At 52.6% G+C, this 20,128-nt stretch carries 17 protein-coding genes; 6 read left to right on the top strand and 11 right to left on the bottom strand.

Going from position 1 to position 20,128, the window contains the following annotated elements:
• Nucleotides 1-390 carry a hypothetical protein gene (locus tag BD_RS12140; RefSeq protein ID WP_011165053.1) on the bottom strand — a complete coding sequence of 130 codons (390 nt, stop codon included), beginning with the start codon at nucleotides 388-390 and terminating at the stop codon, nucleotides 1-3.
• A 199-nt stretch (nucleotides 391-589) separates the two neighbouring features.
• Between BD_RS12140 and BD_RS12135 the strand changes: the two genes are divergently transcribed.
• The 3 genes from BD_RS12135 to BD_RS12125 are packed head-to-tail and all read left to right on the top strand — an operon-like array spanning nucleotide 590 to nucleotide 1,874.
• Entirely contained in the window at nucleotides 590-877 is a 288-nt protein-coding gene (locus tag BD_RS12135; RefSeq protein WP_231839167.1) for a hypothetical protein, read from the top strand.
• Nucleotides 874-1,269 (top strand): hypothetical protein, encoded by a 396-nt coding sequence (locus tag BD_RS12130; protein ID WP_011165051.1) that lies wholly within the window; start codon nucleotides 874-876, stop codon nucleotides 1,267-1,269. Before BD_RS12135 ends, BD_RS12130 begins: the two co-directional genes overlap by 4 nt.
• Nucleotides 1,266-1,874 (top strand): M15 family metallopeptidase, encoded by a 609-nt coding sequence (locus tag BD_RS12125; protein ID WP_011165050.1) that lies wholly within the window; start codon nucleotides 1,266-1,268, stop codon nucleotides 1,872-1,874. Before BD_RS12130 ends, BD_RS12125 begins: the two co-directional genes overlap by 4 nt.
• Nucleotides 1,875-1,891: 17 nt before the next feature.
• Here the strand turns inward: BD_RS12125 and mtnN are convergent, their stop codons facing one another.
• The 6 genes from mtnN to BD_RS12095 form a co-directional block, all read right to left on the bottom strand.
• Entirely contained in the window at nucleotides 1,892-2,614 is a 723-nt protein-coding gene (gene mtnN / locus BD_RS12120) for a 5'-methylthioadenosine/S-adenosylhomocysteine nucleosidase (protein ID WP_011165049.1), read from the bottom strand.
• Nucleotides 2,614-2,970, bottom strand: a complete 357-nt coding sequence (locus BD_RS12115; RefSeq protein ID WP_011165048.1) for a zinc ribbon domain-containing protein YjdM — start codon at nucleotides 2,968-2,970, stop codon at nucleotides 2,614-2,616. Before BD_RS12115 ends, mtnN begins: the two co-directional genes overlap by 1 nt.
• A 32-nt stretch (nucleotides 2,971-3,002) precedes the next feature.
• A complete protein-coding gene (locus BD_RS12110; RefSeq protein ID WP_011165047.1) occupies nucleotides 3,003-3,743 on the bottom strand; it encodes a substrate-binding periplasmic protein in 741 nt (246 codons plus the stop codon).
• Entirely contained in the window at nucleotides 3,740-4,114 is a 375-nt protein-coding gene (locus BD_RS12105; RefSeq protein WP_011165046.1) for an META domain-containing protein, read from the bottom strand. The genes BD_RS12110 and BD_RS12105 overlap by 4 nt, the downstream gene beginning before the upstream one ends.
• A gap of 80 nt (nucleotides 4,115-4,194) precedes the next feature.
• The gene (locus tag BD_RS12100; RefSeq protein ID WP_011165045.1) at nucleotides 4,195-4,812 is read right to left on the bottom strand and encodes a hypothetical protein; all 618 of its coding nucleotides are present in this window, start codon (nucleotides 4,810-4,812) and stop codon (nucleotides 4,195-4,197) included.
• 85 nt (nucleotides 4,813-4,897) lie between these two features.
• Entirely contained in the window at nucleotides 4,898-6,961 is a 2,064-nt protein-coding gene (locus tag BD_RS12095) for a TonB-dependent receptor family protein (RefSeq protein WP_011165044.1), read from the bottom strand.
• Nucleotides 6,962-7,166: 205 nt separating this feature from the next.
• On the opposite strand from BD_RS12095, the gene BD_RS12090 reads away from it, so the two are divergent.
• Nucleotides 7,167-8,954 (top strand): pyridoxal phosphate-dependent decarboxylase family protein, encoded by a 1,788-nt coding sequence (locus tag BD_RS12090; RefSeq protein WP_050792922.1) that lies wholly within the window; start codon nucleotides 7,167-7,169, stop codon nucleotides 8,952-8,954.
• Here BD_RS12090 and BD_RS12085 read toward each other — a convergent pair.
• The 3 genes from BD_RS12085 to BD_RS12075 all read right to left on the bottom strand — a co-directional run bounded on the left by BD_RS12085 (nucleotide 8,951) and on the right by BD_RS12075 (nucleotide 14,240).
• Nucleotides 8,951-10,657: a GMC family oxidoreductase N-terminal domain-containing protein gene (locus tag BD_RS12085; RefSeq protein WP_231839166.1), complete on the bottom strand. Its 1,707-nt coding sequence runs from the start codon at nucleotides 10,655-10,657 to the stop codon at nucleotides 8,951-8,953. The two genes, BD_RS12090 and BD_RS12085, sit on opposite strands and share 4 nt — an antisense overlap.
• A gap of 161 nt (nucleotides 10,658-10,818) precedes the next feature.
• The gene (gene udk, locus BD_RS12080; protein WP_011165041.1) at nucleotides 10,819-11,439 is read right to left on the bottom strand and encodes a uridine kinase; all 621 of its coding nucleotides are present in this window, start codon (nucleotides 11,437-11,439) and stop codon (nucleotides 10,819-10,821) included.
• A 125-nt stretch (nucleotides 11,440-11,564) separates the two neighbouring features.
• A complete protein-coding gene (locus BD_RS12075) occupies nucleotides 11,565-14,240 on the bottom strand; it encodes an RCC1 domain-containing protein (RefSeq protein WP_011165040.1) in 2,676 nt (891 codons plus the stop codon).
• A gap of 251 nt (nucleotides 14,241-14,491) precedes the next feature.
• Between BD_RS12075 and BD_RS12070 the strand changes: the two genes are divergently transcribed.
• Both BD_RS12070 and BD_RS12065 read left to right on the top strand, forming a co-directional pair.
• Nucleotides 14,492-15,409 carry a FecR family protein gene (locus BD_RS12070; RefSeq protein WP_011165038.1) on the top strand — a complete coding sequence of 306 codons (918 nt, stop codon included), beginning with the start codon at nucleotides 14,492-14,494 and terminating at the stop codon, nucleotides 15,407-15,409.
• Between the two features lie 30 nt (nucleotides 15,410-15,439).
• Nucleotides 15,440-17,437 (top strand): tetratricopeptide repeat protein, encoded by a 1,998-nt coding sequence (locus tag BD_RS12065; RefSeq protein WP_231839165.1) that lies wholly within the window; start codon nucleotides 15,440-15,442, stop codon nucleotides 17,435-17,437.
• Nucleotides 17,438-17,469: 32 nt separating this feature from the next.
• On the opposite strand, the gene BD_RS12060 is transcribed toward BD_RS12065, so the two are convergent.
• A complete protein-coding gene (locus BD_RS12060; protein WP_011165036.1) occupies nucleotides 17,470-20,115 on the bottom strand; it encodes an adenylate/guanylate cyclase domain-containing protein in 2,646 nt (881 codons plus the stop codon).
• Nucleotides 20,116-20,128: the final 13 nt, after the last annotated feature.

Raw genomic sequence — 20,128 nt, 5'->3', positions numbered from 1 at the left:
TCATTCCGGGGCGGCTTCGACTCCGGAGCCATAAAGTTTTAGCAGGATGTTGCCTTCGCTGGTTCCGATGTACATCTCGCCATAGTGCTCACCCAGTGTTTTGGGGGTGAAGTACAGATCGATCACGCAGTACTTATCCGGATCGACGGTGTCGCCGCAGTTGGTGGTCGCGGTGTACATTTCCCCAAAGATCGACAGTTCATCGATCTTCAGAGCTTTGTCGCTGGGGGCATTGATACCGATTTCCACCCAGATTGTTTCATCCAAAGGGGCTTCGCCAAACTCAATACTTAAATAGCTGATGTCCTGGGGAGCCGGGGTGGTGGTTTCAGCGGCGAAAGTGGGGAAGGCCATAAAGGTTGCCATTAAGAAGGCGCCAAGGGTTCTCATAACTCCTCCTGTTTTGTAGCCTTATTCTAAGCCCACGCCCGACATTTCGCAGTATGCAAGCAAACAGCGGTCTGGTACCTTTTTCGGATCGAGGTTTTCATTGGTCGGGTCATTAAAATATTTTGAGCTTTGGGCATTAAAGTTCAGTGCCTTTTTGTCGGGAAGTTTCTTCTGTTTTTTTCTGCAGTCTCAGTTTCAGATGCGCGCGGTGGTGGCTGCCGCATTGACGGGTTTTTTGGGGACCTTCATCCCGGACACCAAACGCATTGAAAGGACCCATGTTCACGCCACCATTTACATGGGTGCTTTTATTGCCATGGGTTCACGGGTGGTGGAAGCCGGCCCCTGGCAGATTCTGTGGGTCTCGGTGTTGGGCTCAACCCTTTACTTTTTAATCAGTCCCTATTTTAAAGGGATGGGCGGTCGTCTGGGGTTGATTGCGTTTATTTCATCCCTCTTGGGGTGGGCGATGAGGCACTGGCTATGATGATCTTTCTGGTGATGCTGCTATCGTTCTTGGGCGCAGAACTGACTTTTTTCTTAATTCATCGCTATCATGTCCCGACTGTGCGAGCGTCCAGTGGACTGACGTTGGTGTTTGCGGGAATCCTGGCCCTGTTCAATCTTCCCTTTGTCGGGGTTTTACAAGCCGCCTTTTTTGGAGCCACCTTCGTCGGGATGACCGATAGATCGCGCATGGGCTGGAAGCGAGTGTTCCTGGCCAGTCAGATTTATGGTCTGATCTATTTCTTTCTGATTCCCTTTGCGCGAGGCTTTGGCGGTGGTTTGGGGGCGGCGGCCTTTGTGTCTATCGCAACGGTTTATTCTGCCGACAAGCTCTTGAGGAAGGCCCGTTCGTCGGGTACGGTTAAGTCATGACTTCTTTTGTAAATCAAATTGCCTGGATCGAAGAAAACTTCAAAGAGATCAAACCTTCTGCGGAAGTTTTTCTGGATATGAAATACGCCACTGACGACAACTTTATGAATGTGGATATTTATAAAGGTTTTGACCGTTGTTTTGTTTCCCCCGTGGCCTATGAGATGTTCATGAAGGCCTGTGCGGTCTTGCGTGAAAAGCATCCGGATTTGCAGTTTCTGGTTTGGGATGCCCTTCGTCCACGCAGCATTCAGGCGCAGTTCTATGATCATCTGGCGGGAACACCTTTTCAGAACTATGTGGCGGCCCCCTATCCAGGCTCGCTTCATAACTTTGGCATGGCGATGGATTTGAGCCTGCAAACCAAAGAGGGCGTCGCTTTGGACATGGGCACAGGTTTTGATGACTTCCGCGACCTGGCTCAGCCGAAACTGGAAAAGCAGTTTTTGCAGTCCGGCGAGTTGACGCAAGCCCAACTGCAAAACCGCCTGCTGTTGCGAAGTCTGATGGAAGATCAGGGATTCAAAGTGCTGGAGCACGAGTGGTGGCACTTTAATGCACTTCCCAAAGATCAAGTGCACGGCAAACATCCGGTCTTGGAATAGACTAAAAAAAATTCGGATTAAGCCAGCAGGCCGTCGATGATGTCGGCGGTTTTTTTCTGACTGGAAGTCAGGAAATTGACGTATTCCTCAGTGGGTTTGCTGTGGGTGGTGTCAGCCACTGTTTTTGCGATCACAAAAGGCACCTGGGCTTTTTCGCAAAGATAAGCGACAGAACACGCCTCCATATCAACCAACAGGGCATCAGCAAACGTGCGCTTGAGCAAGTTCTTGCGAACGGTGCCGCCGACAAACTCGGACCCGGATAAAACAATTCCATGGTGTACGGTGCCGGGCTGGTTTTTCAAAAGGCTGTCGATCTTTTGATTCCAATGCGTTGAAGCTTTGATCTTGAGCGGTTTGCGCTTTTCTTTAGGCAGGGACAGGTGCAGTTCACCACTGGCCATGTATTCCAGACCGTGATCAGACGAGCAGACGGCATCGTGCTGAATGACGTCTGTGGCGATGCAAACATCACCAAGCTTTAATGCCGGATCAACAGCACCCCCCAAACCCAGCAGCAGGACGACATCGAATTTGTGGTTGCTAAGAAATGACGTCAGAACCGAGCTGGCATTGATGGGGCCGATGCCGGTTTGAGCGATAAGAATTTCTGCTTCATTCCTTTGCAGCTTCCACACCGGGACTGCAAAAGGCGCCAAAGAAGTTGTGGGCGTCGCAGGCAGGCCCGCGACGTCTTTCAGTTCTTCTTTCATGGCGGTCAGAATCAGAATTCGGGTCATTACGCCTTCTTTACGAACTCTGACTTGAGGTTCATCGCCCCAAAGCCATCGATCTTGCAGGCAATGTCGTGACCGTCACCACCGGATTGCAGGCGGATGTTTTTTACTTTGGTTCCAACTTTGACCACCGACGAAGATCCTTTGATCTTCAGATCTTTGATCACCACGACTGTATCACCATCCTGAAGAATGTTGCCGTTGGCATCTTTGATTACATTGTCAGCGGTTTCTTCTTCCACCGGAGCGGCAGAGGCGTGGGCGCTCCATTCGTGGGCGCACTCTGGGCAAACCCAAAGGTTGCCGTCTTGATAAACATGTTCGGAATTGCATTTAGGGCATTTGGATTCAGTACTCATAGGTCAGTTAAAACATATCAAGGCCGCGGAAGCTAGTACTTAGCGGTGATATTTTTAAGGGTGCCGTCTTTGCGCATGGATTCCAAGGCGCTGTTCAGGGCTTCGATGACGGCATCAGGCGTGCTGGGATGAAATGCCAGCCAGTAATCTGTAGAGTACAAGTAGGCCAGCTTCTTGTATTTGACATTCCATTTGGTTTCATAGGATTTCTGGCTTCCCGTCGTCACGATGTCCAGCGGGATGCGGCCCTTTTTAAAGGCCTGCATGCGTTCGTCTTCTTCGCGATAGATGGTGATTTTAAAGCCGTGCTTTTGCAAAAACTCAATCGGGGCGTCACCATACTGGCCCGCGACGGTGTGGGATTTGAAGGTGGTAAAGTCCGGGTGGGGGACGAAGTCAGCCCCTTCCAGGCAGGCCAGATGGACTTCATCTTTCACGATGGGGCCCACCCATTTGAAAAGTTTTTCGCGCTCTTGCGTGCGAGAGGTGGAGTAGACAAAGTGTTTGGGTTTTTCCAGGGCCGCCTTATAGGCCCGGGCCCAGGGCCACACAGCAAAGGACACTTTGAGCTTTGCGCGTTTAAAGGCCTCTTTTGCGACCTCCGTGGCCGAACCTTTCACGTCGCCATCTTCCTGATAGTTGAAGGGGACAAAGTCCTCAGTCAGCCCCTGATAGACGATGTCCTTGCCTTTGTGGCCTGAGAATTTCGAGGGCACCTGCACGGGCGGTGTCGCCCACAGAGCGGCCCCCAGCAGAATCAATGAAAGCTTCATTTGCTGACGGCTTTAAAACGGGCCAGAGGCGCGATGCGCGCTTTATTCAGGCTTAAGTGGTCTCCATCCACGGTGTAGTTGTCGACTCCTTGCAAAACTTCGCCGAAGTTATCTTCCGTCGGCATTTTCACACAGAATTTTTTGGTGGAAGCCAGCTTTGAGATGAACAGACGCTGGCCCGGAGTTTCTTCATAAGCTCCGGTGAAATTGTTGCAGCCATCATTGCCGTTGACGCGGTTGTCGCCGCTGTTGAACTGAATGTAGACCTTTTGCGAATCCGTGTTGGAGTATTTCACGGGTTGCCCCATCAGCTCGACCAGTTCCCAGCGGATGTCTTTGAAGTTGGCAGCAGGGGCCGAGGTGTTTTGCATGCGGGTCTCCTCAGGGGTCGTTTCGCTGTGGGCGCAGCCCCACAAACACAGGCAGATCAGGGGTAACAGGGTTGCTTTTTTCAAGGCAGATTCCTTTCTGACTCGGTGACATCTTTCATTTCATCGGTGTCGATGTCTTTAGAAAATAAATCCAGGGCCGACTGACCGACCTGTTGAGTATCATAGCGTGTATACCAGCCGACGGCAACGGCTCCGGCCACTGGAATCCAGCGCGAGATCGTCGCCCCCAGCATTCGTTGGCTGACCCGCAGGCCCAGTCTTTCACACAATCTTTGCACCATGCGCAGGCTGGTCTTGCGCAGAACATAGCGTTCACCGACGCGCACGACGATGTCGCGGAAAAGTTGGCTGGCGCCGTGTTTGAACAGGCAAAACAGCAAAGCTTCTCTGGTCAAAAATCCTGTTTTGCCATGAATGGCCGCAATATCTGAAACCATCTGAGCTTGAATTCGCCAGATCAAAATCAAATCAGGAAGAATTGTCATCATGCCAAAGGGCCCCGGTGGAATGGCCAACGCCGCCGACACACTGGCCGCTCGCAAAGAGGCGGACTTGATCACTTGCGCGGAATCTTTAACCGGAGTGTTGGATGCCTTGTGTGGAGAGTCGGGGATCTGACTGACCAGATCCAACAGTGAATTGGCGATGCCTGTGGCATAGGACTTTGGTTCTGCCATTTCTCATCCTTCCGTTGAAGTTTGAGTACCTGTTACAAGGATACTGTAAATTCCGCGCAATTGCATCAGAGCTTTTAAAGCATGTTTAGAATTCTGTTTTCAGTCCCAGAAAGGCGGTCCGGCGCATCCCAGGAAAGATTCCCTGAGGGGCCCTTGAGGCGATGTAGGTGGTGTCCGCCAGATTTCGCACTGACAGCTCCAAAGTCAGATCCCGTGTTGCCTGGTATTCGCCGGTCAGGTGAAACAGCCCATAGGCCGGCAGCACACCACGCATTCCATCCACGGAACCTTCCACCGTGTTTTCAGCATCGGCGTACTGTTCACTGACGAAGGCATATTGCAGCTGAGTGAACCAGGCTTGACGTTTGTATCCCAGGGCCGCGTTGAACATGTATTCGGGGGCATAGGGCAGGCGATTGCCATTGCGGTCTTCAGAGGAAATAATTCGGGTGCTGTTAAACTTTGCCACGGGCAGGTAAGTGGCATTGACGTCGATGATCAAAGAGCGATCAAACTCGGGACTGTAGCGGGTTGAAAGTTCAAGTCCCTGGTGCAAAGTTTTTCCGCCGTTTGTCAGTGTGCTTGAAGCCCCGCCGGATTCTGTAGCCTGAATCAGCTGGTTTGAAAAATCCAGCTGGAACAGGGCTGCTTCCATCTGGAAGTTGTCCCGCTGGCTGCGATACCCAAGCTCGACATTCACGCTTCTTTCCGCGCTTAAATCCACGGCTTGGCCATTGTTGTCGATGGAATCCTGCACTCTTGGAGGAGCGAACCCCTGGTGAACTCCGGCAAACAGAAACTCTTGCTTTGTCAGCTCATAAGCGGCACCCATGCCGCCCAGATACTCGGTGTTTCTGGTGGCAGATCCCTGATTGAAATCGGCAGATGATTTTCGATAGATCATCCGGCTTTGTCGATAGGATTCAATGCGCACTCCTGGTGTGATGGTCCAGCGTTCCAGATTAAAGGCGTTTTCAGCATACAATGTCTGTGCATCCGCAAAACGTTTGTCGTCAGTATCAATGACTCCGGATCGGGACGTGGAGGTGGCGCCTTTGACCTCGACGTTGCGCATGTCTTCGGTGTGCAGGCGCAAGCCCACTTGCAGGTCGTTGGTGACTTCACCCGCATTCCAGTTCAGGAAGTAGCGGCTGTCGATGCCGGCGACATCAAAGGTGCGATTGCGCCCTTTGTTCCCGGCGGTCATACTGATGTTGCCCGCGCCGTCCTTTGAGAAATTCTGTCTCCACCAGTCTCGCGCGGTCTGATTGACGTAAAACAGCGTCGCCAATCGGGAGTCGCCGTTGATCTGATAGTCATGGGTCAGATTCATTTCATAGCGATTGATATAAAGAATGTCATCTTTCGCCGGATTCTGATAAGGGTCCTCTTCATACAGTTTCTGGGTCAGGCCCAGATAAGTCAGTTGTGCTTCGCTTTTATAGTGGCTCAATTTGATGCCGATATAACTTTTGTCCGACAGCGCCCCACCATACTTCACCAGCACATCCTGAGTTTTGAAATGACTGTTGTCGCGGGAACCGTTTCCGTCCTTGGCAAAAATATTTAACAACAATCCGGTGCCGTCTTTCACGGAACTGCCTTCGATCAAGAGGGCTTTATAATCCCGGGAACCACCTGTCAATGTCACCGCATTGCCATGATCCTTTGTGGGATTTTTGGTCAGATAGTTGATGACTCCGCCAATGGTGGAAGGGCCAAAGGCCAGCGAGCTGCTGCCTTTGCGGATGTCAATGCGTTCCATCCGTTCAACGATCGGCGCATAGTATGCTGAAGAGTCGATATAGGGCCCCAGTGCCAGAGGAGCGCCGTCTTCAAGCAGAAGAACCTTGCGGCTTCCGTCCGGGCTTAGGCCGCGCATCCCGATATAGGCCACACCTTCGGCTTCGATCACGTTGGCGCCAGCGGTTCTTTTGACGGCATCCTGCGCACTGGTTGGTTTGTTTTTTTTAAGTTCATCCTGGGTGACCACGGTGACGGCACCAGGGGTTTTTAGCACTTCCTCCTGTCTCTCGCTGAGCACCTGAATTGTCGGAAGATTTACGACATCGGGGCTGGTGGCTGGGGCCTCTTGTGCGAAGGCTGTGGAGGTCACAGCGGCTATGTATAAGATCGAAAAGATTTTCATGCTTTGTCTCCTGAAAGGTATTTGCGGAAATTACTTTTTAGTCTGGTGAATCACAAATTTCCTTTCGGGAATCTGGACAAATAACAACCAATTGAAAGGGCTTCCGTCCGCAGTCTCCGCCCCCGGAGTGGATTTCAAACTCTAAAAACGAAGAAACATGATCTTGGTCATTTCTTTTTGTCGCCATTCGCGGGAAGAAGGTACTATGGCAGAAAAGTGTTCACCTGAAGAAGCGGCGCTAAAAAGTTTTTTTCTGGGACCGCAGTCTGAAAATGCGGATTGGGTTCGGCATGAGATGCTGGCTGTTCTGGATCATTGGTTTCAGTGGAGGCAGGATCTTTTTCCTGACGATGGCAAGGCCATCTCCCGATCAGATCAAAAAAGTGGAGAGTTTCAAAGTCGCCGTGAGAAGACACAACAGGTCCTTCAGGACCTGTGTCATCGCTTTGAGGCCGAGATTCCGCAGTTTTCGCCCCGGTACGTCGGGCACATGTATTCAGAGATCTCTTTGCCGGCCCTGTTCGGACACTTTGTCGCTCTTTTGCACAATCCCAATAACATTTCGACTGAAGCCGCCCGCGTGGGGGCGGTGATTGAAAACGAAGCCATTCTGGAGCTGGCAAAGATGATCGGATTTGATGCGAGTGAAGCCACCGGGCATTTTACTTCCGGCGGCACGGTGGCCAATATCGAGGCTCTGTGGCGGGCCCGGTATCGCATGGATCATTTTCTGTCATTGGGCTGTTTTCTGAATCTGAAAGGGTTCACGAAGCTGAAGTTTTCGGAAGCGGCTCATATGGGATGGCAGGCCTATGAAAAATACCTGCGCGAATATCAGGTTCCTGAAATGGAACTAAAACAATACAGTGCGGTGGCCCAGGGTCCCTGGAAGGTCGCAAGAGTTTATGAAGAGGCCTTTGGTCATCCCTATGAAGGGCCGGTTGTTCTGGTTCCGGACTCCAAGCATTACTCGTGGCTGAAAGGTGTTTCTCTATTGGGTTTTGGAGAAACGGCCTTCCGACCGATTGCTTTGGATGCGCAGGGGATTTTGGATGTGGAGTCTTTGCGCACGGAAGTTGAAAAGGCGCTGGCCGAGGATCGTCCCATTCTGATGGTGGTCTCGGTGGCCGGAACAACAGAACTTGGGCAGTGTGATCCGGTGGATGCCGTTCAAGACTATCTTGGGCAACTGAAAGCTCAGCACAACCAGCATCTGTGGCATCACGTGGATGCGGCCTATGGTGGATACTTCTGCAGTCTTTTGAAGGACGGTAAAAGTGAAAATCTTGATCCGGCTATTGCTCAGGCTCTGGCGGCGATGGCAAAGGCGGACTCTGTGACTCTGGATCCCCACAAGCTTGGGTATGTACCGTATGCCTGTGGTGCTTTCGTGGTTCCGGATCAAATTCACTATCGGGTCTCGGCGTTTGATGCGAAATACATCCAATCCCCAACCAAGGGCATTGATCGGTGGATGAAGACCCTGGAAGGGTCCCGCTCTGCGGCGGGGGCTACGGCCACGTGGATGACGGCCAAAACCATTGGTATGGATTCCGGCGGATACGGGCGAATCTTAGGCCGGACCATCCTGGCTCGGAACAGGCTGAAGGAAGAAATCCAGGAACAGTGTGAAGATCTTAGGATTTTGCAGTCTCAGGAGCTGAATCTGCTTTCGCTGGTTCATCTGGGTTCAGCCCAAAAACTGTCGGAAGTGAATCGCCAAACGGGGAGACTGGTTCAGGCGGTCAATGTGACGCGGGAATTTATGGTATCTCAGACAGTCTTAAAAAGACCTGAATACCAGAAGCTGATTGAAAGCCACTGCCAGCGGTGGAACATCGAGATGGATGATTCCGGTTTGGTTTTGTTTCGTATGACCATCATGAATCCGTTCTTCTTGAACAAGGAATCAAAGACCCAGTTTGTATCCCGGCTTGTGGAGTTGTTAAATAAACTAAGCCCCTCGGCTGTCGAAGCGTCGTTTTTGCGTTAGCGAAGTTCGATGTGCTCGGCGGCTCGTTCCGCCAAGGCAGAAATCGTCAGCAGGGGATTGACCCCGACGGCGGTGGGGATGATCGATCCGTCCATCACAAAAAGACCTTCGTACAAACCGCCCTCGGGGTGATAGACCTGGCCCAGATGATTGACGACGCCTGCAGTGACAGAATCGCCCATGGAGCATCCGCCCAACGGGTGCACGGTGATCAGGTTGTTCCCGCCCATAAAAGTGCTGCGCGGATTTTTGACGTAGGTGGAGTTATTGACGCTGACGTGTTGTTTTATCTTGGCGATCATGCGCTTGAATATCGGATCCTGCTGCACGCCGGGCCACTGAACCACGACGCGGTTTTGACTGTTCAGGACCAGGCGTCCCAGGCCCCGGTCGTGGCCCATGCCAAAATAGACCATCGAATGATTCATCGAACCTTTTTCAAAGTCCTTGCTGTCAATAAAATCAAGCCATGCCCGATAGATCTTTGACGGCGAGGTTGGGGCTTTGACGAAGGTGGTAAGGCGTCTTGCCAGCTGCACCAGGGCTCCGGGGATGTTGCCTTCTTCGATCAAAAATCTTTCAAAGATGTTTTTTCGCTGGCGATAGTCGGCGATTCCATAGATGGTGGCCCCGGAAATCATACCCGGCCGGAATATTTTCGCGCTCGAGTTTCCCAGCATGTCCGTCGCGGTGTCGCCGTTAAAACCCAGTCCGAGCAAATCCCCGTTGCCGGAAAAGTGCTGCCCCAGTTCTTGCGAAAACTTCAGATTGCCCAACTTCTGAGAGCGCAACAGGATTTGGTTCGACCCCATGGTGCCGGCAGAAACCACAACATTGCGGGCCTCGATGCGAAAAGGCCTTTTCGTGCCTGCAGAGACGTGGGTGCCTCTGACAACATAGTTCCCTTGTTTGTTTCGCTCAATGTGGCTGACCTGCATCTGGGTGAAAATTCGGGCGCCGTGTTTTTTCGCCATGGGCAGATAGTTCATATTCAGAGTGTTTTTAGCTCCCGTGTTGCAGCCCGTGCTGCAATTGCCGCACATATGGCATTTCGGCTGAGTGTCGCCGGATTCATTGCGATGGGGGCCGTGAAGGTTCACAGCAATTCGCGCCCAGGTGAATGGGTCCCCCAAAGCCTCGCTGCTGTGGTGCAGATTTTCGGCTTTGCGGATCTTTGTTTTGCGTGGATCGTGTGACTGGATGTGGAGCATCTTTTCAACGCGCTGATAGTATTTTTCAAAAGTTCCCTGGTCTGCCTCCGTGCGAATTTCCTGGGGCCAGCCTTTTTTTGAATACAAATCCCGATCCGGACGAATCACCACCCCGGCATTGATCAGGGATGTTCCTCCCAGGCCGCTGCCGCAGACAACATCGATGTCACGATGGGTGTGATACGAGAACAGCCCCAGCGGTTGGCTGTCGCAATAGATTTGTTTTTTGAGTTCGTGAAAGGTCTCGGGGTATTCGCCGGGGCGCCACTCCCGGCCGCGCTCTAAGATGGCGACTTGATGGTGGGGGCTTAAGCGTGCGCCCATGATGGCTCCGCCATAGCCGGAGCCGATGACGACCACCTCATAAAAGCTTTCAAGTTCGGAAAAGGAATCCGCCAGGCGGGTGTAGTCCATGGTCAGATTCACCCGGTGAATTTCAGGGGCGGCCGAAGCGTCTTCGGATTTAAGAAGCCCCAGTGCTCCCGCAGCCATCGAGGATTTTAGAAAGGATCGACGTGAGAAATAAGATTTCACCCGAACTGCCCCCTGTCTTCAGATTAGGGGTGGACTTCAGGGTTTGGGAATCGGTGAGTGCAAGACCCTGCCAACAGTCACCGGACAAAGTCCTGTGTCTGTCAGTTCTCAGGTGGCCTTTACTGCAGGAAGGCTTTTGAAAGTTTCTGCTGATACTGTTTCAGGGCCTGGCTGTAGTCGCCCAGATCCTTGATGATGGTGTGAGCGTGGTCTTTGGAGGGCTCGACAAACTGATTGTGCATGGGGCGCACTTGCAGTTCAAACTGCTTGCGCACTCCCTCTGGCGTTCTGCCGCGTTCGTGAACATCACGTTTCAGACGGCGCTCAAAGCGCAGGGATTCGGGGGTGTCAAAGAAGATGGCCTCATCCAGTTCCTGGCGGACTTCTTCAGAGTGTAGGATCAGGATTCCGTCGATGATAATGACTTTTTTGGGTTCGCCTGGAAGGGTCTCTTTTTTGCGGGAATGAGTGACAAAATCATAAATCGGGATGTTCAGGCTTTGGCCGGACTTCAGGGCACGCAAGCCCTGTGCGAGCAAAGTGAAATCAAGACTGGAGGGATGATCAAAGTTCACCGAACCGCCATCGCCGTCAAATTTTGCGGATTGGTCGATGTAGTAGTTGTCCTGGTAGATGATGGAGCAGTTGTCTTCGCCCAGCAGTTGTTGCAGCTCTTTGGCGAAGTGTGTTTTGCCGGAGCCACTGCCACCAGCAACACCGATGATGTGAGGTCTTTGCATAAATCATCCCCTGTGATCGGGGCAGTTTCCTTATTTACAGGAAGGATTTCAACTGCCGGAAGCAGGGGATGAAGTAAATGCCTGACTGTCCAGTTGATGGACAGGGGACCGCGCCGCCGCCAATCCTAATAGATCAGCTCCATCGGGGATGTTGCGTTCGTCGGGGTGTTTATACCCAATTCGCCTTCCATACCCTCGCCCCAGCACACCACACGGTTGGAGGTCGTGGCGCACGTGGTGCCCGAGCCCGTGGAAACTTGCATCGGGGCGCCCCAGGCACTCAGCATCGAAACAGGCACGGGCGTATTCTGATCACCCGCAGCTCCGCCCAGGCCCAAACGGCCATAAGAGTTCAAACCCCAGCACTTCACCTGGCCATCACCGATGCCGCAGGCCATTTGTTCACCCACGGAAACGGACGTGTAATTGACGCCGGTATCGATTTCCACAGGATTCAGGACATTGCCGCCACTGGTGCCGTTGCCGACGTTGCCAAAACTGTTTTCTCCCCAGCACTTCAGAGATCCCGGCAGGGTGATACCGCAGGTGCTGACAGTTCCTGCTGAAATCGTCATGTACTTGATCGAAGAATCAATCAGGATCGGCGTCATCGAGTTGGTGGTTGTGCCATTGCCAAGTTTGCCACCCAGATTGTTGCCCCAGCATTTTAAGTCATCGGCCATCGTGATACCGCAAGTGTGGGTGCCTCCGGTCGAGACGAATTTGTAGGAAGTGCCCGAATCAATGATCACAGGGCTGAGGCGGGTGGTCGTGGTTCCATCCCCCAGTTGGCTGGCGCTGTTGGCGCCCCAGCATTTCAACACATTGGACATGGTGATGCCGCAGGCATGGCTGGGGCCGACAGAAAGTTGCATGTAATAGTCGCCGCCGGAAATCGCCGTCGGAGTGGTGACCGCCGCAGTAGAGCCATTCCCCAATTGCCCTTGGGTGCCCTGGCCCCAGCATTTGATCTCGCCGGACAAAGTCATGCCGCAGGCGAAATTAGAGCCCATCTTGATGTAGTCCCAGTCGACGCCAGCAGGGCTGACGTATTGGGGCATGGAAGAGGCGCCATTCAAAATGCGCGAGCCATTGTCATTCCCCCAGCAGTAGGTGCCGTAAGGGCTTTTGGCGCAAACACCGTTGTAGTTGGAAACATGGATGTTGTTCGCCCCCATGCCCAGAGGACCTCGCACATTGACATCATAGAGGCCCAGGCTCAGTCCCGGGGACGTGGCGGATAATGGAACCATCATAGAGACATGGGTTTTGATATAGAACGGCAGCGAGTATTGACCCGCAGGCAGAGAAACAGTGGAGCTGGTCGGAGTCATACATCCACTATCTGCAAAGAACTCTGTGTTCACCGGCCCCAGATTCACTTCCATGGCAGCAGGTGCCAGCACGGCGGTGTGATACTGATTCACCAGGATCGCTTCATAAGCGGAGTTATAACACTGCCCCCGAGTCGGGCCATCACGATGACCGCGGACTTCAAACCCCCAAGGGGCGTTGGTGCCGCTGCCGCGATACACGGATTGAGTCAGACTGAGATAGCCCGAACCAGACAGAGTCAGAGTGTTCTGCCCCTGGGCGCCGGTCATTTTGACCCAGACATTGACGGACTTGGCGTAAGGAGCAATCGTGGCGCTGTTTGTCGGAGTCGAGCAGGTGGAGTCACTGTAAACAGTGAAGCCACTGGAGGGTGCCAGTGTGATTGGTGCCGAAGATGTGCCGTAGTCATAGGAGCCGGTCACGTAGCGACGGCTGATGTTATACGGATAACACAAATCCGGCAGAATGGAGCGGGCCCCCTCAAGTTCAAAGCCTTTGTCTCCTGAGCTGATATTCTGGAAGTTTGCCGTCGGGTTTGCCAGCACGGCAGAGGATGATAAAATCGTGGTGGAGATTGTCAAAGCGCCCGGCGATGACGGACCTTTGACGATCACATCTTGGTACCGAGCCCCCATCGGGATGACCGCCGTGGAATAGCCGCCGATGTTCTGAGAGCATTCATCGTAAGAGTTGTAAATTTCAAGGGGAGTGCCGTTGGCCGCCACTGAGAACACGGTTTCTGACGCCAAAGAGCCTTCGCGGTTTTCATTGTCACGCAAAGAAACACCGAAGCTGCTGCAGGTATTGGCGGTCAGAGTGTTCGCCGGGAAGTAGTCCTTGTGTATGGCAAGTTTTGTGGGAATGACATTGCCCCCGGGGCCGTCATGCGGGCCATCATCCGGGAAGTCCGGACCGTCACAGGAATCAAACCATTTTTCCGGGTCGTAAGTGATGTCGATGTCGACTTTCTTTTCTTCGCCGGCATACAGTTGCAGTTTGCCGACTTCGCCCAGAATATAGGGCTTCGACATCAGATCGCTGGGGCCGGAAGTGCTTTTAAAGTCTTTGCAGGTGCCTTCGGGCGCATAAAAGCCCACAACGGTGATCACGCGGTCTTTCCCTGAGGTCACGTCCATGGTGATGGAACCACCGGCTGGAACGCCGCCCACCCATTCACCGATGTGTTTGGGTGTCATGGTGCCGTCATCGCGGGTGCAGACATTTCTGCGCATGCTTTCTTCAGGACCACTGGCGCCAATGATGTAGCAGTTGATCGGGCGGTCTCCGGAAAATCCCGTGGGTACCGGGCGGCTGTCACCACTGGTGGTCATGGCTTCGACTTTGGAAGAAAGAGTCTGAGTGGAAGGGAAGGTGATTTTCACCTTGGAAGATTCATCCAATGAAAGACGATCGCATCCCGTAAGTCCCCAAAGGGCCATGATCACAATAACATGATTCTTTTTCATACTGACCTTGTCGGCTTTTTGTCAGGTCCTCTAAATACTGAAAATCACGTCCCGTTTCAAGGCGTCGCACACAGTCTCTGTTTGGGTCTGGGAAATTTCATTGCAGAAAGGAACCTTGCAGAACACGCCTATTGTCCAGTGATATTCCTGAGACCTCAGTCTAAAACCGAGACGGGTGACAAAGTGTTTTTCTAATCCAAGAATTTCTCATCTAAACTATAGAGGTACTTAATAATTAGAGGATGGCGTAAATGGCAAAAGTCGTTGGCTTTGTTTGTTTTTTATTGTGTGTTCAGGTTCATGCCGCTGACAAAATGTATGGTGTCTTTATGGTTGTGAAAGGCGGAGTGCAGATTCACACAGAAGGAAAAACCGCTCCAGCCAAAGTCGGTGCCAAAGTATATGAGGGCGACAAGGTCGTGACGGCCGCTGATTCCCGCGCCAAGATCGTGATGTCGGACCGCAACGTTCTGAATCTCAGCCCGGACACGACGATTGAAATCACTCAATATCAGAATGACGCTGCCACCGGCAAAAAGAACGTCGAGATCAAACTTTCTGGCGGTAAGATTCGCAGCAACGTTGAACAAACCTATGACGGCGAAAAAAGCAAATTCCAGATCAAGACGCCAACCGCGGTTGCGGGTGTGCGGGGAACTCAGTTCCAGGCCGGGTTTGATGTAAAGACCCAGATGACTTCGATTGTGACCTTTAAAGGAGCCGTGTCTTTGGCGGCAGTGAATGCGCAAGGTAAAATGGTCGGAAATCCCGTGATGGTTAAAAAGGGCGAGATGACCACGGCGGCACCAAATGCAGCACCAGAAACTCCGAAGGCTTTGCCGAAAGAGGAAATAAAACAAATTGATGGCGATTCAGTGGCGTCAGCGGTGACGGCCCCTGTGGAAACCGCAACCGTTGAGGCGGGAACAAACACCCGTGATGTGGCGTCGGAAGCTCCGCTGGCGGGCACTGACAAGCCTGCGGCACCCACTTCGATGATTGACAGCCAGGACATGGATCTGGGCATGGCTCAGGAAATCAAGCCGATCGCGGCCCCGGTGCTGGCGCCTCCAACAGTGGTGAAAGCGCCGACTCAGGACACGTTGAAGGATGTCACTCGGACTCTTAACGGAAAAACCAAAGTCATCATCACACCACGTCCGCGTTAATATTCACCTCAACCATCGAGAATGCAGCGTATGAAACTGGCAGCTTTGGGATTAGCAGGCACTTTGATCGTGAATTCAGCTTATGCTTTGGATGCACGAATCTCTCAGACACAATCTTTGGAAATTGAACTGCAGGACGGCGAGGGCGGGGCAGACGCCCGGCCTCTGCGCGTGCGGGATGCGGAATCCGGCAAGATGGCGCAGGTGATGCTGAATCGCCGCGGTGGGGCCGGTGGGCCCCTGACGGGCTTCTTTATCATTCAGTTCTTTATCGGGGACAATCGTCCTCGGGTCCTGGAGTTCGCAGCACCGGGGAAAGCTCCGTATTATGCGTATGCCGTTCCGGGGGGAGCCGTTCAGCGCATCGTGCTGTTTAAATCCGCCGATGAGCTGGCAAAGTTCGTGGCAGAAAATGAAAAGACGACGGCTAAGAATCTGGGGGCAAAACCAGCGCCCACGGCCACAGCAAAAGTGATGTCGCCGCAAACCATCCGCAGACTTGAAAAGCAGGATCGCGAGCAAAAGCGTGTTCAGGAAAAAACCCAGCTGATGCTGGAAGAAGAGCAGGCGAAACAAAGAGCGGCGCTGCTGGAGCAGCAGGCTGTCCTGAGTGCTGCTGAGAAAAAACGTAAAAAAGAAGAAGCCACGGCCCTGGTCAACGAAGCTGACAAGCTCTATACCCAGAAAAACTTTGTCGAGGCAGAAAAGAAGTACGCCGCCGCGGTGGATCTGGATCCTGAATCAGATTCCTACTATTACCGCTATGGGGTGAGTCTTTATAAAGTTGGAAATCACAACAAATCCCTGGCGACGCTGTCCATGGCCGATGTGCCGATGGAGCTTTCTTTGGAAAAAGACTATTATGTGGCCCTGAATCTTTTGAAACTGAAGGACTACGACAAGGCCCGTAAAAAGCTGATTGATATCCGCTCTGAAAATGATCCGGTTTTGAGTCCGACAGCGTCCTTCTTTGCCGGCAATATCGAAATGCAGCAGCAAAAGTTCCCGGAAGCCCGCACCAGCATGGAGTATGTCCTGGACAATTCCCAGGACCCCCAGATGGACCGTGCCGCCGAAGACCTGCTGGCCCAGATCGACAAGCTGCAGTCCTTCTATGAAAGCAAAAAAGAGAAGTATCGTTTCACCGGATTCATCGGCGCTATCTATGATGGCAACGTTTTAAACGTCGCGGAAAATAACGTCAGTACGGACGTAAAAGCCTATCGTCTGAACTTTGGCGCCAGTGCGTTGGCGATTTGGAACCGGACACCGACTTCGGACTTTGGAACTCAGATCGGGGTGTCTGATTACTACAGCACCGACACAAGCTTTAAAGACAACGCCACTTTGCAGACGGCCGATCCTTTGCAGTTTGACCTGAGTCTTCCCTTCCATAAAGAGTTTGAATACGCCAAACGCTCGTTGAACTGGGAGCTGGTGCCCACCTATAAGAGCATCTTTATGAGCCCCACCGGAGGAACGCGCAAAGAAGCCATCAGTTCTTTGGGTGTGAACACGACTTTGTCAGCGCCGATTCAAAGTGATTTTTTGATGGCGGGCCGGTTGGATGTGTCCCACGAACGTTCGCTGCTGGCAACGTCCGTAGGGGATGATGACCAGACAGCGCTACGCTACGGGTTCACGCTGTTGCCGACGTGGATTCTGGATCTGAAGGGTGAAAAGTCCCTGACCTTGGATGCTTCCTATCTGATCAATCAGGCGGAAGGGCGCAACTATCGTTATAAACGGTCGGCCCTGGGCCTGACTTATGCCTTCCCGGCGTGGTGGAAGTTCAATGGCAGTCTGCGTGGCGAATATTCCAGCCAGAACTATGACGAAGCCACCAGCCCGAGGATTGATACCAATCCCATTGTGACGGCGGCCTTCAACAAGGATCTCAAGCGCAATGTGAATATGCTCTTAAGCCTGCAATACAACGCGGGGGACTCGGATGAGGACTCTTACGACTATAACAAGTTTGTAGTGACAAGCTTGTTCACCTTCACCCACAGCATCCTGGGTAAGTAGAATTGAAAAAGCCACCTTACGGGTGGCTTTTTTTATTTCGTTTTCATGACGTAAACCCCATCCCAGTCCGGCGGTGGGGGAGAGTCCAGATACTCCTGGCAGCGTTCGATATAAAGCTGACTGACGGGTTCTTCCGCACCCCAGTTGGTTTGGGCTTTTTCAAAAACTTCTTTGGCTTCGGCAAAGCGTTTTTGATGGTACAGGTCGTATCCCATCTGGAAGGACGCCATCAGCTCTGCGGTTTTGTCTTTGGCGGCACCTTCACACACCAGTTCAAAGATGCGCACGGGCTCAAGCTTTCCTTTGACGCGCACGCGGTCGATTTCACGGGCGGTGAAGGCCTCTTTGACGTCATTGTAAGTGAATTCACTGATCACAATGCGCGTGCCGTATTCTTTGTTGATCCCCTCAAGGCGCGAAGCCAGGTTCACGGAATCCCCCATGACAGTGTAGTTCTGAACGATGTTGGAACCCATGTTCCCCACGCTCATTTCCCCGGTGTTGATGCCAATCCCGATATCGATATGGGGCAGACCCTTGTCCGAGAATTCTTTTTGCAGCTCTTTGAGTTTTACCAGACTTTCCAGGGCGCAACGGCAGGCATGGGCCGCGTGATGCGGGTCTTTCACCGGGGCTCCGAAGAAGGCCATGATCGCATCACCCATGTATTTGTCCAGAGTGCCGCTGTTTTTAAAGACGATGTCTGTCATCGGTGTCAGATAAAGATTCAGAACACGGGACAGCTCTTCGGGCGGCAATTTTTCCGAAATGGTCGTAAAGCCCCGCACGTCTGAGAAGAACGCGGTCATGCGCTCTCGGCGGCCTCCCAGTTTCAGGTTGGCGGCATCTTTTAAAAGCTCATCCACGACAGCCGGGGACACGTACTTTGAGAAAGTGGATTTAAGTTCCTTCTTCTTCTTTTCCTCGGTGAAGTACTTAAAGACCTGGATCGCACCAAAGCCCGCAAAAGCACAGGCATAGATCAGGAAGGAGTGAACCAGCAGGTTGTTCTTGATAAAGAGCCAAAGATCCAATGCCCCCAGGGCAAGGATGAAGATGACAAAACCCAGAAGGGATGACAGTGATCCCAGCAGCGCCCAAGCAACTGCCAGCGCAGTTCCGCCGACAAACAACACCACAGGAAGCCACTGGGCTTCCTGGTTCCACTGTTTCAGGAAGTGTTTGTCAAAAAGATTCGCCAGCATGGTCAGATGAAGCTCAGGCCCTGGATAGTTGGCCTCCAGCGGCGTGTTGCGCAGATCATACAGGCCCACCGCCGTGGCACCCACGATCAAGCTGCGGTCCTTGAAGAATTCTTTTTTGTCGTATTCTTTGGTTTCAATCACCAGCTGTTTGGATTCCTGATTCATCACGCTGGTGGTGACCTTCACGGTCGTTTCGTCGTTGAACAGCTCTTTGGCGGAGACATAGGGCAGTGACATCTGACGGCCATAATAGTTGATCAGCAACTGGCCGGAACCGTCCACCGGGTAACTTGCGATTTTGATCTCTGGTTCTTTGGAGGTGTCATAGATGTTAAACTGCTCCAGACTTTTTTCGCCGTCTTTGGCGGTGGCCATTTTCAGTTCGGCGCGATAGGGGCCGGACAGAAGGAAGCTTTGCAGAGCCATGGACGGAATAAAGCTTGTGCCCAGTTTGTGACCTGAGCGGAAGAACAGGGGATAACGGCGGACATAACCGTCGGCATCCAGCTGGGCGATAAAGCTTGAGGTGTAGTTCGCAGGTGTTTGCAGCTCCAGCGTGTTCGGGGTCCATTCACCATATTGGGGAATGGGATGGGTTTTATAAGCTTTGCGAATGCGCGAACGCAGGTCCTCGAATTTCAGATTTTTCAGATCAGGCGCTTCCGCCACCACATCGTGATACAGGGTTTCAACCTGAGCGATGTTTTCAGGGGACAGGAAAATATCGTGTTTGGTCAGCCACGTTTTGCAGTATTCGAACAAAGCCAAAGACTGACGGGCCTTCAGATTGTTTTTCTGGAAGGTGGAAAGTTCTTCGGGGGATTTTTTTCCCAGGCTTTTTAGCAGGTCATTTTGCTCGCGTTCCTGAATGGTTTGAAACAGGGTGGTGAACAGTGGGGCCCAGTTCAGGTCATCAATCGCATGGGTTTCTTCATCGATGGCGAAGCTGGGGTTGATTTTAACCAGTTGGTCTCCGCCGGTGGCCAGGAACGCCTCGGCCACACACAGATCCTGGTGCGGCTGGAAATCGATCAGGTTTTCGCTGAAAGTCCCCAGAACGATACGGTCCGGGTTGTCGGCGATGACTTTGGCAAAGGCCGTGTCGGCTTGGGGGTTGGACGTTTCAGGTTCGGCAAAGATCACATCGAAGCTGACGGACTTGGCGCCCAGTTTTAATAAGTTGTCGGTCATCTCCGCGACCATTTCACGGCTCCACGGGAAGCGGCCGATCTCGCGCACAGAGGCATCATCAATGGCGATCAGGGCCACCGGAGCCTGGCTTTGGGAAGGCGGGCGGAGCTTGTATTTGATGTCGTTAAAGCGCAGGTCCAGAACCTCAATGCCCTCTAAGAATGGACTGTAGGGGCGCTGGATCGCAGGGGTGTCCACGTATTTGAAATAGTGGAAGCCGAACCACATAAAGAGGGCCGAAACGGTGATGCCTATCAGGATGCTGATCTTTTCTGTTTTCATGCTGTGTGTACTT

Source organism: Bdellovibrio bacteriovorus HD100 (genome assembly GCF_000196175.1).
Classification (GTDB): domain Bacteria; phylum Bdellovibrionota; class Bdellovibrionia; order Bdellovibrionales; family Bdellovibrionaceae; genus Bdellovibrio; species Bdellovibrio bacteriovorus.
The sequence above is the reverse complement of the archived record's forward strand: the minus strand, read 5'-3'. Positions and strand labels throughout refer to the sequence as shown.